17 protein-coding genes are annotated in these 13,857 nt (G+C 62.5%); 15 read left to right on the top strand and 2 right to left on the bottom strand.

Annotated features, from left to right (window positions below; all coding sequences use genetic code 11):
- Window positions 1-330: 330 nt before the first annotated feature.
- The 7 genes from AC0NIL_RS23985 to AC0NIL_RS23955 all read left to right on the top strand — a co-directional run bounded on the left by AC0NIL_RS23985 (window position 331) and on the right by AC0NIL_RS23955 (window position 5,109).
- Window positions 331-459 (top strand): hypothetical protein, encoded by a 129-nt coding sequence (locus AC0NIL_RS23985; protein WP_255337192.1) that lies wholly within the window; start codon window positions 331-333, stop codon window positions 457-459.
- 215 nt (window positions 460-674) lie between these two features.
- Complete coding sequence (locus AC0NIL_RS23980) at window positions 675-1,280, top strand: hypothetical protein (RefSeq protein WP_473573773.1); 606 nt, start codon at window positions 675-677, stop codon at window positions 1,278-1,280.
- A gap of 62 nt (window positions 1,281-1,342) precedes the next feature.
- A complete protein-coding gene (locus AC0NIL_RS23975) occupies window positions 1,343-2,197 on the top strand; it encodes a 23S rRNA (adenine(2030)-N(6))-methyltransferase RlmJ (protein WP_013532491.1) in 855 nt (284 codons plus the stop codon).
- Window positions 2,198-2,391: 194 nt separating this feature from the next.
- Window positions 2,392-2,844, top strand: a complete 453-nt coding sequence (locus AC0NIL_RS23970) for a hypothetical protein (protein WP_275953571.1) — start codon at window positions 2,392-2,394, stop codon at window positions 2,842-2,844.
- 134 nt (window positions 2,845-2,978) lie between these two features.
- Window positions 2,979-3,560: a TetR/AcrR family transcriptional regulator gene (locus tag AC0NIL_RS23965; protein WP_024504299.1), complete on the top strand. Its 582-nt coding sequence runs from the start codon at window positions 2,979-2,981 to the stop codon at window positions 3,558-3,560.
- Window positions 3,557-4,393 (top strand): EamA family transporter, encoded by an 837-nt coding sequence (locus tag AC0NIL_RS23960; RefSeq protein ID WP_473573772.1) that lies wholly within the window; start codon window positions 3,557-3,559, stop codon window positions 4,391-4,393. Before AC0NIL_RS23965 ends, AC0NIL_RS23960 begins: the two co-directional genes overlap by 4 nt.
- 101 nt (window positions 4,394-4,494) lie before the next feature.
- Window positions 4,495-5,109, top strand: a complete 615-nt coding sequence (locus AC0NIL_RS23955) for a LysE family translocator (protein ID WP_275953570.1) — start codon at window positions 4,495-4,497, stop codon at window positions 5,107-5,109.
- Between the two features lie 21 nt (window positions 5,110-5,130).
- On the opposite strand, the gene AC0NIL_RS23950 is transcribed toward AC0NIL_RS23955, so the two are convergent.
- The gene (locus tag AC0NIL_RS23950) at window positions 5,131-5,442 is read right to left on the bottom strand and encodes a transcriptional regulator (RefSeq protein WP_013532486.1); all 312 of its coding nucleotides are present in this window, start codon (window positions 5,440-5,442) and stop codon (window positions 5,131-5,133) included.
- Between the two features lie 574 nt (window positions 5,443-6,016).
- On the opposite strand from AC0NIL_RS23950, the gene AC0NIL_RS23945 reads away from it, so the two are divergent.
- Together AC0NIL_RS23945 and AC0NIL_RS23940 are read left to right on the top strand one after the other, a co-directional pair.
- Window positions 6,017-6,481, top strand: a complete 465-nt coding sequence (locus AC0NIL_RS23945; RefSeq protein WP_024504297.1) for a hypothetical protein — start codon at window positions 6,017-6,019, stop codon at window positions 6,479-6,481.
- Between the two features lie 405 nt (window positions 6,482-6,886).
- Window positions 6,887-7,483 carry a glutathione S-transferase family protein gene (locus AC0NIL_RS23940; protein ID WP_473573771.1) on the top strand — a complete coding sequence of 199 codons (597 nt, stop codon included), beginning with the start codon at window positions 6,887-6,889 and terminating at the stop codon, window positions 7,481-7,483.
- A 95-nt stretch (window positions 7,484-7,578) separates the two neighbouring features.
- On the opposite strand, the gene AC0NIL_RS23935 is transcribed toward AC0NIL_RS23940, so the two are convergent.
- A complete protein-coding gene (locus AC0NIL_RS23935; RefSeq protein WP_013532483.1) occupies window positions 7,579-8,241 on the bottom strand; it encodes an outer membrane protein in 663 nt (220 codons plus the stop codon).
- 413 nt (window positions 8,242-8,654) lie between these two features.
- Here AC0NIL_RS23935 and AC0NIL_RS23930 point away from each other — a divergent pair, with 413 nt between their 5' ends.
- The 6 genes from AC0NIL_RS23930 (at window position 8,655) to AC0NIL_RS23905 (ending at window position 13,801) form a co-directional block, all read left to right on the top strand.
- Window positions 8,655-9,419: an SDR family oxidoreductase gene (locus tag AC0NIL_RS23930; protein WP_275953569.1), complete on the top strand. Its 765-nt coding sequence runs from the start codon at window positions 8,655-8,657 to the stop codon at window positions 9,417-9,419.
- A complete protein-coding gene (uvrC, locus tag AC0NIL_RS23925) occupies window positions 9,416-11,479 on the top strand; it encodes an excinuclease ABC subunit UvrC (RefSeq protein WP_473573770.1) in 2,064 nt (687 codons plus the stop codon). Before AC0NIL_RS23930 ends, uvrC begins: the two co-directional genes overlap by 4 nt.
- Window positions 11,480-11,576: 97 nt before the next feature.
- A complete protein-coding gene (gene pgsA, locus AC0NIL_RS23920) occupies window positions 11,577-12,173 on the top strand; it encodes a CDP-diacylglycerol--glycerol-3-phosphate 3-phosphatidyltransferase (protein WP_013532480.1) in 597 nt (198 codons plus the stop codon).
- 1 nt (window position 12,174) lies between these two features.
- Window positions 12,175-12,432 carry a molybdopterin converting factor subunit 1 gene (gene moaD, locus AC0NIL_RS23915; RefSeq protein WP_013532479.1) on the top strand — a complete coding sequence of 86 codons (258 nt, stop codon included), beginning with the start codon at window positions 12,175-12,177 and terminating at the stop codon, window positions 12,430-12,432.
- A gap of 1 nt (window position 12,433) precedes the next feature.
- Entirely contained in the window at window positions 12,434-12,910 is a 477-nt protein-coding gene (locus AC0NIL_RS23910) for a molybdenum cofactor biosynthesis protein MoaE (RefSeq protein ID WP_013532478.1), read from the top strand.
- Window positions 12,911-13,036: 126 nt separating this feature from the next.
- Window positions 13,037-13,801 (top strand): YbaY family lipoprotein, encoded by a 765-nt coding sequence (locus tag AC0NIL_RS23905; RefSeq protein WP_013532477.1) that lies wholly within the window; start codon window positions 13,037-13,039, stop codon window positions 13,799-13,801.
- The last annotated feature ends 56 nt before the right edge of the window (window positions 13,802-13,857 follow it).

Raw genomic sequence — 13,857 nt, 5'->3', positions numbered from 1 at the left:
CCGGGACAAAGCATCGCCCGGCCACGTTCCTGAGAACGTGGCAAACCTCCGCATCTGCGGAACCGCCATCACTGATGTGCGTCAATTGTTCTTGGCTTTCGCGAAGCTGGTGCGACTACACAACCTCCGTGCTGCCGCTCAGCATTCTCCGCGCCCCGAAATCGCGATCACACGCCCGGTGTCACCATCGATTGCTCGCCCAAATTGCACATCCCAACGCATCGAAAATATACCTGTGGAAATTATAGTCAACTAAATTAGCAATTCCTTAACCAAATGCGCTCGCGAATGGTTAATCATGAAAGCGGCTACGGCCTCTCGGACCGAAGCATGGCGCACAAGGCAAATCCTGTTTATGAATCAGCATATTGGCTCGATCGACGTCAATATGTTGCCGGACGCGGCAAGCTGTCCCTTGAGGTAGAATCAAAACCTGACAGCAAGAACGGCCAAGAATGAGCCGACAGCAATATTCAGCGCGGCGCGCGAAATACACGGCTTAATTTTTGAGCGCATAGGTAGAACGTTATCGGCATTGTTGCGCAGCCACGCCGCCAATCTGGTTGCGCTCGCACCCCGCACGGTCCACCTCCAGGGTGGCTGCCGCAACTGGCCATCGCCTTTTGGCCGTCGGGGCGCTATTGGCAAGGTTACGATACGCCATGGTGATGTGAATGCGCTTTCTGTTTGTCCTGATCCTGCTTGTCGGCGCCGGCGTCGGTGTCATCTATCCCTGGGCGATGAGCAATTTCTCCGGGCACGAGATCGGCACCTGGCGGGTCTATGAGCAAGGCCGTTTCAAGCCGCTGACGGTGCCGCTCTCCGGGGGCGATGCGCCGGTGCGGGTGCTGGTCGACCTGACCGCAAGAGCCGAGCGCATCGTCTCGCAGCAGCGCACCGTGCTGACGCTGACCGCCGCCAGCAATGGCCGCACGGTGCTCGCCTCGATGCTGCAGTTCAACCATTCCGACAATCCTCGCCAGGCCAGCCCGCAACTGCCCGACAAGATCTTTCGCGACGAGGCCGGCGTCATCGCGACCGTCAGCCCGGGTCCCTACGTCTTCACCGTCGGACCGGGTGATGCCGACGACATACCGATGCGGGCTGTCGATCTCATCCTGCGCTCCGGCGCAGGCGAGATCGACAGCCGTGCACGGCCGGTCGGCTTCGCGCTGATGGCGATCGGCCTGATCGGATTTTTGCTGACCTTGCGCACTCGAGGCGGTCGGCCGGAAAATCCGAACTCTCAGCCGCCACCGCCGCGCTGGGGCAGGGGCTGATGCATGTCGCCCAAAAGTGTGCAGCGGTTTTGGGACAACGACATGCATAACGGCACAAGACGATGAACTACCGCCACGCTTACCATGCCGGGAATTTCGCCGACGTCGTCAAGCATGTCGTGCTGACGCGCTTGCTCGAGTATCTGAAGCAGAAGGACAAGGCGTTTCGGGTCGTCGACACCCATGCCGGCATTGGCCGCTACGATCTGTCGTCGGCCGAAGCGCAGAAGACGGGTGAGTGGCAAGGCGGCATCGGCAGGCTGATCGATGCCCCGTTTGCCGCGCCGGTGGCAGCACTGCTCGCGCCTTATCTGGAGACAATACGGTCGCTCAACCCTGAGGGTGGCATCCAGAAATACCCGGGCTCGCCGTTGATTGCGCGCCATCTCATGCGCAAGCAGGACAGGCTGACCGCGATCGAGCTGCACCCCAAGGATGCCGCGAGGCTGAGGACGTTCTTTGCCGGCGATTTCCAGGCCCGGATCATCGAACTCGATGGCTGGCTCGCGCTCGGCGCCCATCTGCCGCCGAAGGAGAAGCGCGGCCTTGTTCTCATCGATCCGCCATTCGAGGAAGCGGGTGAGTTCGATCGCCTCGTCGACGGGCTCATAAGGGCGCACAAGCGCTGGCCAGGCGGCATCTACGCGCTCTGGTATCCGATCAAGGACCGCAAGGCGATCATCGCTTTCCGCAAGGCGCTGAAGCAATCGGGCATCCCGAAGCTGCTCGACATCGAATTCGAGATCAGGCCGGCCTCTTCGGAACCCAGCCTCGACGGCAGCGGTCTGCTGGTGGTCAATCCGCCGTTCACGCTGGAGGGCGAGCTGCGGACGCTGCTGCCGGCCCTGCACAGGCTGCTTGCGGTGGGGCGGCCGGCGCACTGGTCGTTGGAATGGCTGGCCGGCGAGCAGGCTTGAGGCGGGCTCATTGACGACCCGGGACCCGCGCTCTTTTGGATCCGGGCATGAACGTGCCAGAGCCATTCCGGTGCCGTGTAAATTCGGCTTTGGTCAAAAAGCAGTTTCAAACTGGGAAACCATTGTCAACGCAACCGCTTGACCGCCGCCGAGCGAATCCGCACAGTGCGCACAATCGACCTTGAGAGGCTGCCATGACTCGCTTCGCCAAATCCGCTCTTGCCGCCCTGATTTCGCTCTGCACCCCGCTTGCCGCGCCTCTCGGTATCACCCAGACCGTGCAGGCCGCCGATCTTACGGTCTATTCCGATGAAGACAGCGGGGTCTGCGGTCAGCCTTGGGTACTGAACAAGATCACCAGCCGCTTTTCCTATCAGGTGCATCACGTGCCGCATCTGCCTGATGTGCAGATCACCGATTTCCGGCGCATTCACCAGCATCGCTATCTGGCGGCCGACGGTACCTGGCCGATCGGTCGCCGTTATTGCGGGGCCACCGTCAGCCTGTCCGACGGCCGCGATCGCACCATCTGGTACCTGATCGAGGAAGGCCAGGGCTTTGCCTCGATCGGCGACAATGTCGAATTCTGCGTCTCGGGCTTCGACCGCTGGATGGTCTACAACGGCCGCTGCCGCATTCTGCGCTAAACCCGGTTTCCCCTTCCAATCTCTTTCGCGCCTGTGGCTTGATCGGCTGCAGGCGTTTTTCGTGCTGCGTTGACAGCTGGCGCGATCCGTCGCATAGATATGAGACAGACCTGTCTCACCACTCGGTATGCGCCATGACACCATCGCCCGTTTCCGATAAGCGCCAGCACGTCGTTGAAACGGCCTATGTGCTGTTCAAGCGCGCCGGTTTCCATGCGACGGGTATCGACCGGATCATCGCCGAAGCCGATGTGGCCAAGATGACGATGTATCGCCACTTCCCCAGCAAGGACGAATTGATCGTCGAGGTGCTCGACTATCGCGCTATGCGTTTCGACCGCCAGCTCGACCGGCTCGCCCAGGAGGGCATTCCGCCGGAACAGAAAATCGGAAGGATCTTTGACTGGCATGCACGCTGGTTCCGCAGCGCCGATTTCCATGGCTGTCTGTTCGCTCATGCATTGGCCGAGTTCGGTGATCCCGGCCATCCGGTTTTCAAGGCCGTTGTCAGGCAGAAGAACGGCCTCAAGCGGCGCATGCGGTCTATCCTCGAAGAGATGATGCCGCGCGGCCGCGCCGAAAGCGTGGCGGCGACACTGCTTATGCTGATCGAAGGTGCGACCTTGCTGGCGCAGATGGGGCCGGCCGACGCCGCCATTCGCGACGCCCGCAAGGCGGCCATGGGCATCGTCGCTGCTTCGCGTAAGTCCCAATGAGCCCGCTGGTCATCGGGCTCGCATTGTTTGCGGCGATCCTGCACGCAACCTGGAACGCGTTCCTGCGCACGGGGGCCGACAGGTTGTGGACCGTCACCGTCATGAGCTTTTCCAGTACGGCGCTCGCCATCCCCTTAGCCTTCTTCCACGCCCTTCCGGCCGCGCCGGCCTGGTCCTACATTGTGCTCTCGGCCTGCCTGCAGGTTGGCTACAGTTTGTTTCTGGTGGCCGCCTACAGATATGGCGAGCTGGGACAGGTCTATCCGATCGTTCGCGGCAGCGTGCCGCTGCTCGTCACGCTCGGCGGGTTCTTCCTGGCCAACCAGCAGCTCACTCTGCCGCAGACCATCGGTGTCGCGCTGGTCGCGGGCGGCATCATGGGCCTTTCTCTCGGAAGGGGCAGGGCCGCCACGACATCGATACTCTATGCGCTGGCAACGGGAGCGATCATCGCCGCCTATGCGACGGTCGATGCGCTCGGCGTTCGGGCGGCGGGAAACGCCGGTGCCTATACCGCATGGGTGCTGGTGATCTACGGCGCGTTGCTGCCGGCGGCCTTCGTCGCCTGCCGTGGCCGGCTCACAGTCGACCTGGGTGCGCCGGAAACCTGGAAGGCGCTGGGCGGCGGCCTGTTTGCACTTCTGGCCTACGGTGTCGTGGTCGCGGCCTTCGCGCTCGGACCGGCCGGTCCGATCACCGCGATCCGCGAAACCAGCGTCGTCTTCGCGGCCTTCATCGGACGTCTGTTCCTCGGCGAGGTGCTGACGCCGCGGCGGGTCGGCGCCTGCGCCATCGTCGCGCTCGGCGCCATCTGCCTCGGCTATCAGCCGTGACGGAAATGCGCATCGCGCAGTTTCTCGATTTTCCTGATGGCGCCGACAGGTAAACCGGCTAGTCTGGACTCCCGAGAGCGGCATTACCCTCGGGAGTTTTCATGGATCTCGCGACCTCGCTTGCCTTTGCGGCCGCCTTCTTCGTGTTCGCTGCCAGCCCGGGTCCGGACAACATGACGATCGTCGCGCGCACAATCTCCAATGGCGCCGCGTCGGGCATCGCCTACGGTGCCGGCACCGTGGTCGGCATCCTCATCTTCCTGATCCTCGCCGCCTTCGGCCTGTCGATCGTCGCCGCCAAGATGGCGATCGTCATGACGGTGCTTCGCTATGGTGGAGCGGCCTATCTGGTCTGGACGGGCATCAGGCTGTGGATGGCGGCGCCCGTCATTCCCGAACTGCAGCCCATCTCAGGACGGCGAGGGCTGTTGATGATTTTTGCCACCGGCATCGCGCTCAATCTTGGCAATCCGAAAATGCCGTTGTTCTACATTGCGCTGTTGCCTAGCGTCGTCGGCGCATCGCTCGACGCAGGTCATCTCGGTGTGCTGATGATGGTGATCGTGGCCCTCGAGGTCGTGGTGATCGGCGGTCATGTCGTCCTCGCCGGTCGCGCCCGCAGCCTGTTGCGCACACCAAGGATCGTACGCCGGGTGAACCGCGCGGCGGGCGGTGTGATGATCGGCGCCGGCGTTGCCGTTGTTGCCGCGCGCTGAGCGGATTGCCCAGTCATCACGCTATTTCCTGCGCGCCGCCGCCTCGGCCTGATCGAGGATCTTGCGCAGGAATGCGGCATGGCCGCGGAACGCGCGCCGTCCGCTCGTCGTCGCCCTGACGCGCGTCTGCGGCCGGCGGCCGACGAACAGCTTTTCGATGTCGACATAACCAGCCCTGGCCAGCGTATCGAGATGCGCACCGAGATTGCCGTCGGTGACGTCCACGATGGCTTTCAGCCCGGTGAAATCCAGCGTTTGCCGCCTTTCCAGCATGCTCAGCGCCGCCATGATCCTGAGCCGAGTGCTCTGGTGGATGATTTCGTCGGCACTCATCGATTGGCTCCGGCGCAGCCAAGCCGGAGGCCGCCGACAACCATGCTGCCGCCGTGGCGGACCGTCTTGGCAATCTCGAACGGCGACAGCGCCGCTTGCTCCTGTGCGATCGACATTGAAATGCTCCAGCATGCTGTACAGAATACTCTGCCATGTAGAGTTATCTGTCAATTCACGAGCAGGCCGATCTGCGTTCGTGCTTGACAAGACGATGCACCGATCGGCTGTCGCATTGCAGTATAGATCGTCCGCCTGCACGAGATGATCGCACCGATGAGGCAGCGGTCATGATATCGGCGGCCGACGATCGACACGCAAAGCTGCTCGCTGATCTTCGGAGCTTCACGAGAGGAGCGCTTCCGCGGGGTGTGGAGAATGTCGGCGACACATTCTAGCCAATGGTCGAAGATCAGAAGTGAATTTCTGCGACGATCAGCACGATCATGTGCCGATCGTAACCGAAATTTAAGCTGCGAAAATCAGTCTATTGCTTCGCTGGCTAGCAAGCCGCGAGTCAGATATGCATGAGCGCGCCGGGTCATTACGGCCGTCGGCACAAAGGAAGGGGCATCGCATGGCTAAGCAGTCATCCAAAGCGCCGGCGTCCAAGGCACCGGCAAAGAAAGCACCCGCAAAAGCAGCGACGGCAAAGGTCGCAGCTGCAGTGAAGAAAGCAGCACCCGCTGCCAAGCCGAAGGCCGCGGCGGCCAAGGCAAAAGCAGCACCGGCCAAGAAGCCGGCAGCGAAAGCTGCGGCGAAACCGGCAGTGAAGAAGGCGGCACCCGCCAAGGCAGCGGCAAAGCCGGCTGCCAAGGCGGCACCGGCCAAGAAGCCTGCAGCGAAAGCTGCGGCGAAACCCGCAGCGAAGAAGGCAGCACCTGCCAAGAAACCGGCTGCCAAGGCTGCACCAGCCAAGAAGCCGGCTGCCAAGGCTGCTCCGGCAAAGAAGGCTGCGGCAGCGAAATCTTCAGCGCCGGTGAAGAAAGCGGCACCTGCGGCCAAGCCGAAGGCAGCGCCCGCGAAGGCCGGCAAGAAGTAGTCGCGCTTCCCTCGCCGGGGGCGGTGCCGAAACAGTCAAGGGCGGGTGCCTCACAGGGCGCCCCGCTCGTTGTTTAGGCAGTCGGAAGGCGAGAACAGAGGCGGACGGAGGATATCTTTTCGCAGCTCCCAGGACTTCGCCATAGGGCGGAGTCCGGTGGGGCTTTTTTCGTGTCATTCATGCGGGTGATGAAACATCGGCGCGAGGCTCGTCGGTCTTGCCAGTCGGCTGGCGGCTTCGCGCGATCCCGGCAACCATGGTGATGAAGCACCGTCTTCATGGAGCGCTCGCTAAACGGCCCTGGCCGCTGCGTCGCTCGCTGGCGGCTGGGTTTTCCGCTTCTGGCCATTGCCCGATCGCGCCCGATCGGTCAACACTGCCGGCCTGCAAAACAGGAAACGGATCATGCCCAGACTGCTCTATGCGTCGTCTTCTCCCTACAGTTCCAAGGTACGAATGGCGGCAGCCTATGCCGGCATCGCTGTCGATCTGGTGCCGATCAAGACCGAGGAGAAGCCGGCCGACTTGATGATCGCCAACCCGCTCGGCAAGATTCCGGTTCTGGTGCTCGACGACGGTCGCTCCATCCATGACAGTCGGGCCATCACCCAGCATCTCAACCGTTTGTCGAAGAGCGCGCTTTTTCCACGCAATCCCGACAAGCGGCTCGAGGCGGAAGTGCTGGAGGCATTGGCCGACGGCATTTGCGACTGTGCGCTGTCGATGGTCTATGAACGGCGCACGCGGCCTGAGGAGATGGTCTATCAGCCCTGGCTCGATCGCCAGTGGGCGAAGATCACGGCGGCACTCGACCTGCTCAACGCCAACCCGCCGAAGCTGCCGAAAAAGATCACCGCCGGCCAGATGGCGCTGCGCGCCTGCCTTGGCTATCTCGCGCTGCGCTTTGCCAGGAAATGGGAGAAGGGTCGCGCCCGGCTGACGCGGTGGGCGGCACGCTTCGACGAGAAGTTTCCAGAACTGAAGCCCTGCATTCCCGGTTGACCGCCCATTACCCGAATAGATTTACCCGGAAATCACGCGAGCATAAAAAAAGCCGGGCGCGAGGCCCGGCTTTTTCGTGTCGTGGCTTGAACGACTTAGAACTTCATACCGACGCCGAAGGTGACGCGGTTGTCGGTGGCCTTGACCTTGCCGATGCCATCGAAGCTCTTGCTGCCGAAGTCGGTGTAACGATACTCGACACGACCGAAGACATTGTCGGTCAGCTTGATGTCGGTGCCGAGACCGGCGGTCCAGCCGAGCAACGTGGCGCGGTCCGAACCGTATACGTCGTCTTCGACCTTCAGGCTTCTTCCGGCGAGACCGCCGGTGCCATAGAGCAGGATTTCCGGGGTCACGGCATAGCCGAGACGGGCTCGCAACGAACCCTCGAAGCCGGCCTTGGAATTGACGCCAGAATCGTCGCCCTTGACGCCGTTGTAGCCGAGTTCGGCTTCAGCGCCGTAGACGAAGTTCTCTTGCTGCCACTGATAGCCGCCGAAGACGCTGCCGACGAAGCCCTTGGTGCCGACGTCAACATTGTCAACACCCAGATCCTTTTCCTTGGTATGGCCGCTGAAGCCATAGCCGACGTTGAGACCGGCGTAGGGGCCGGCCCACGAAGCGACGGGAAGTTCAGCGATCGGCGCAGGTGCCGGCGGCTCTTCCGAAACCACGTCAGCAGCATAGGCAGTTCCGCTGAGGGCGAAGAGCCCGAGCGCAACGGCCAGCGGCCGTGCGAATTTGAGATTGGCTTGCATTGTTCTTTACTCCTTAAGCCACAGGACACAGGCTTGTTTCTCACGATCGCCATCGACCCGTCCGGGGGGTGAAACGGATCTGGCGTTCGTCGGTTCCAAATGTCGTGTCAAAATGCGGCTGAAGCGAACCTGAACTTGGGTCATTCCCCGGCGCAAATGAGGCAGAACCTTGACGTTGCATCTTCGCAACAGCGAAATGGCAGGAACCATCCGGTGCTGCGCTGCACACCGCTTGGTGCAAGGACTCCAGCACCCTATATTGCGGTCGGGCACGCCTGAGTCCAGGGCGGGCCAAGATGCCCAAACGGCCGTTTCGCCACAATGCTGCCCAAGGTGCGAACACCATTTAACGCATGCCGGGCCATATTTCGCCGGCACTGCTTTTTCGGGCCGAAATTGAGGATTGACACCATATGAGCAAAGCCACTGTCACGGCGCTGGTGACGGGCGGGGCCAGGCGGATCGGCAGGGCGATCGTCGAGGATCTCGCCGCGCACGGTTTTGCCGTCGCCATCCATTGCAACCGCTCGCGCACCGAGGCCGATGCGTTGGCTGCCGAAATCATCGCCGGAGGTTGCCGCGCCGCGGTGGTCGCCGCCGACCTGACCGATATGGACGCCATCGATGACCTTATCGGCGAGGCGCAAGCAGCGCTCGGGCCGCTCTCGCTGCTGGTCAACAACGCGTCGCTCTTCGAGGACGATTCGGTTCTGGATTTCGACTGGCGGGCCTGGGACCGGCACTTTGCCGTCCATGTGAAAGCGCCCGCGCTCCTGGCGCAGAATTTCGCCCGGGCACTACCGGCAGGGCAGGAGGGCCTGATCGTCAACATGATAGACCAGCGCGTCTGGCGGCCGACGCCGCGCTACTTTTCCTATGCACTGTCCAAATCGACGCTGTGGACAGCCACCCAGATGATGGCGCAAGCGCTCGGTCCCCGCGTCCGCGTCAATGCCATCGGCCCGGGGCCGACATTGAAGAACGCGCGTCAGGACGACAGCGATTTTGCAGCCCAAGTCGATGGCTTGATCCTCAAGCGCGGCCCGGAATTGCCGGAATTCGGCGCCACAATCCGCTATCTCTGGGAAGCGCGCTCGGTCACCGGCCAGATGATCGCGCTTGATGGCGGCCAGCATCTTGCGTGGCAGACGCCCGATGTGACAGGCATGACGGAATGAGTCCTATAGACCACAAAAGCAAGCCGCGCGGCGGCACCGACGATCTGCCTCCCGATATCGATCTCGAGGACGAGGCGGTCGAGGAGATCGTTGAAACCGTCGGTCCCGATGTCGCCTTCACCGCCATCGACTGGACGCCGCATGCCGGCGACGCGGAAGGGATGATCGGCGCCGAGGTGATCCAGACGCTGGTCAAGCGGCTGCCCAACGCGCCCGGCGTCTACCGCATGATGAACGCTGCCGGCGATGTGCTCTATGTCGGCAAGGCACGCAGCCTGAAGAAGCGCGTCACCAACTACGCGCAAGGCCGCTTCCACACCACCCGCATCGGCCGCATGGTGCGCGAAACGTCGACGATGGAGTTCGTCGTCACCCGCACCGAGATCGAAGCGCTGCTGCTCGAAGCCAATCTTATCAAGCGCTTGCGGCCGCGATTCAACGTCCTGATGCGCGACGACAAGTCGTTTCCCTATATCCTCTTGACCGGCGACCATGTCTCGCCCGGCATCTACAAGCATCGCGGCGCGCGCTCGCGCAAAGGCGATTATTTCGGCCCCTTTGCTTCGGCCGGTGCCGTTGGCCGCACCATCAACTCGCTGCAGCGCGCCTTTCTGCTGCGCAGTTGCACCAACTCGTTCTACGAGAACCGCACGCGGCCATGCCTGCTTTATCAGATCAAGCGCTGCGCCGGTCCCTGCACCGGCGAGGTCTCGCACCAGGACTATGCCGAGCTGGTCAATGAGGCGAAGGACTTCTTGTCCGGCCGCAGCCAGAAGGTGAAGACGGAAATCTCGGCCGCCATGCAGCAGGCGTCGGAAGCTCTCGATTTCGAGCGCGCCGCGATCTATCGCGACCGGTTGGCGGCCCTGTCGCATGTGCAGAGCCACCAGGGCATCAATCCGGCGACCGTCGACGAAGCCGATGTCTTCGCCATCCATCAGGAAGGCGGCCAGGTCTGCATCCAGGTGTTCTTCTTCCGCACCGGCCAGAACTGGGGCAACCGCGCCTATTTCCCCAAGGCCGATCCGGCGTTGGAAGCAGCCGAGGTGCTGGGCTCGTTCCTGGCGCAGTTCTATGACGACAAGCCGGCGCCGCGGAACATTCTTCTGTCGCATGGCGTCGAGGATCAGGAACTGCTGGCCGAGGCGCTCTCCACCCGCGCTGGCCGCAAGGTCGCGATCTCCGTGCCGCAGCGCGGCGAGAAGAAGGACCTGACCGACAACGCTTTGCAGAATGCCCGCGAAGCGCTCGGACGCCGGCTGGCTGAAACCTCCACCCAGGGACGCCTGCTTGCCGGTTTCGCCGAGACATTCGGCCTGCCGAAGCCGCCAGTGCGCATCGAGGTCTACGACAATTCGCACATCATGGGCACCAATGCCGTCGGCGCCATGGTCGTTGCCGGACCGGAGGGGTTCGTGAAGAACCAGTACCGGAAATTCAACATCCGCTCGACCGAGATCACGCCTGGCGACGATTTCGGCATGATGCGCGAGGTGATGGAACGGCGGTTTTCGCGGTTGCTCAAGGAGCATGGCGATGTCCCGGCTGGGGATGCAGCCGACGGTTCGGCAGACGATATGGAGGACGATATCTCCGGCAGCTTCCCGGCCTGGCCCGATGTCATCCTGATCGACGGTGGCCAGGGCCAGATGACCGCGGTGCGCAAGATCCTCGCCGATCTCGGCATCGAGGACCGCGTGGTTGCCATCGGCATCGCCAAGGGCCAGGACCGCGATGCCGGTCGCGAGCGGTTCTTCGTCAAAGGCAGGGACTCGTTTTCCCTACCGGTCCGCGACCCCGTGCTCTATTTCGTCCAGCGGCTGCGCGATGAGGTTCACCGTTTCGCGATCGGCTCGCATCGGGCTCGCCGCAAGAAGGAAATGGTCAAGAGCCCACTTGATGAGATCAGCGGCATCGGTCCCGGCCGCAAGCGGGCATTGCTGCTGGCATTCGGCACCGCCAAGGCGGTCAGCCGCGCGGCCATCGAGGATCTGCGGAAAGTCGACGGGATTTCCGAGCAGGTGGCGAAACTGGTCTACAATCACTTCCACGAGAGTTGAAAAATCTGGCACTTTCATCTGGCCTGTCGAATCTGGCCTGTTGACCCCCCACATTCGCTTCTGATTTGAGTAGGCAGGCAGAAAGAGTTTCCCGGATATGGCCAAGCGCGCGTTCAACCTGCCCAACATGCTCACCTACGCCCGCATCGTCGCGGTGCCGATGGTGGTGCTGTGCTTTTTTCTCGAAGGACATCTGAAGTCGAGCGACTTTGCCCGGTGGTCGGCGCTGATCATCTTCCTGCTCGCCTCGATCACCGATTATCTGGATGGCTATCTGGCGCGCGCCTGGCAACAGACCTCCAACATCGGCAAGATGCTCGACCCGATCGCTGACAAGCTGCTGGTCGCCACCTGCCTGCTGCTGCTGGCTGCGGACACCGATCGCCATGCGGGCATTGCCGGCTGGTCGTTGTGGGCGGCGATCATCATCCTGTGCCGCGAAATCCTCGTCTCGGGCCTGCGCGAATATCTGGCGGCGCTGAAAGTCTCGGTGCCGGTGACGCAGCTGGCAAAATGGAAGACCGCCATCCAGATGGTCGCCATAGCGTTCCTCTTGGCCGGACCGGCCGGCGACAAGATCTTTCCGCTGACCACCCAGACCGGGCTGGTGCTGCTGTGGATCGCGGCGTTGGTCACGCTCTACACCGGCTACGACTATTTCCGCGCCGGCCTCAAGCACATCATGGACGAGTGAGATGACGACCCGGCTCATCTATTTTGCCTGGGTGCGCGAGCGCATCGGCATGCCCGAGGAAGACGTCGACTTGCCGGCTGGCATCGAGACGGTCGCCGATCTCCTGCGCTGGCTGAAATCGCGCGGCGAGGGCTACGAGCACGCGCTGCAATATCCTGACGTCATCCGTGTCGCTATCAACCAGGAGCATGTCGAGCACCGCGAGAAGATCGCGGGCGCCCGCGAAATCGCGCTGTTCCCGCCGATGACCGGGGGCTGAAATGACCGGCGGGATCATACCTGTCGTGCGCATTCAGCGCCAAGATTTTGACGTCGCGGCCGAAATCGCCAGACTGACGCAAGGCCGCGCCGATATCGGCGCCGTGGTGAGCTTCTCAGGCCTTTGCCGCGACGAGCAGGGCGCGCTCTCAGCGCTCGAGCTCGAACACTATCCCGGTATGGCCGAAGCAGAAATCGCCCGCATCGCTGCTGAAGCGGTCGAGCGTTGGCCGTTGCAGGGGCTCACCGCCATCCACCGCCACGGGAAGATCGCGCCCGGCGAGAGCATCGTGCTGGTGGTGGCAGCCTCCGCGCACCGCCATGCGGCGTTCGAGGCGGCGAATTTTCTCATGGACTATCTCAAATCGCGCGCGCCCTTCTGGAAGAAGGAGCATCGGGCTGACGGCTCGGAGGGTGGCTGGGTCGAGGCCAAGGAAGCCGATGCAACGGCCGCGCAACGCTGGAAAGCGTCCGAATAAGATCCGCCGCAGCCATGCATTGACCGCAATCCTTTGGCCAATTGGCGGAATTGGTCAGCCTGGGCATTGGCAACCCGTGGCATTGGCAGCCCAGGGCATTGGCAGCCCGGGGTGAGGGAGATGGTCATGCTGGACAGGATCGCGGAGTTCTTCATCTTCGGTTTCGTGCCTCTGGTCGTCGGCATATTGGCCGTTCCTGAGCAGTCTGTTGCCGCCGAAAAGGCAGTGAGAGGCGAAGTGATCTATCGCGAGCGCATTGCCTTGCCGCCCAGTGCCGTGCTCTCTGTGCAACTTGCCGATGTGTCGCTGGCCGATGCGCCGGCCACCATTATCGGCGAGCAGAAAGTGAAGCCGACCGGCCAGGTGCCGATCAGCTTCGAGATCAAATTCGACCCTTCCGTCATCCGGTCGCAGATGACTTACGCGTTGCAAGCCCGCATCACCGTCGACGACAAGCTCCTGTTCATCTCCGATATGCGCCATCAGGTCGATCCGCTGACCGACGTGCCGCAGACCATCATGCTGAAGATGGTCGCCCCGAACGCCGAGCCGACGGTTTCGGTCTTCGACCAGCTCTGGCTGGTCGACTATGTCGACGGCATCGGCGTCATCGCTGCCCCGCAAGCGACATTCAGGGTCAGCGAGGCCGGCAAGGCGGGCGGCAGCGGCCCCTGCAACACCTATTTCGCCACCGCCAAGGTCAATGGGCAAACGATCGTGATCGGAGACATCGGTTCGACCTACAAGGCCTGTGCGCCAGAGGTGATGGCCGAGGAAAAGGCGCTGTTCGATGCGCTGGCCAAGGCGGCGTCATACCGCGTCGAGGCCGGCAAGCTCATCATATCAGGCAAGGATGGCCGCGAGATCCTGCGCTTTAGCGCGGCGAGCTGACCCCCAACGAAAAAGGCCGGCGAAACGCCGGCCTTCTTTTTACGGAATCCAAGGTC

Source organism: Mesorhizobium sp. WSM1343, assembly GCF_055901535.1.
This window is presented reverse-complemented; position numbering and strand designations above follow the sequence as displayed.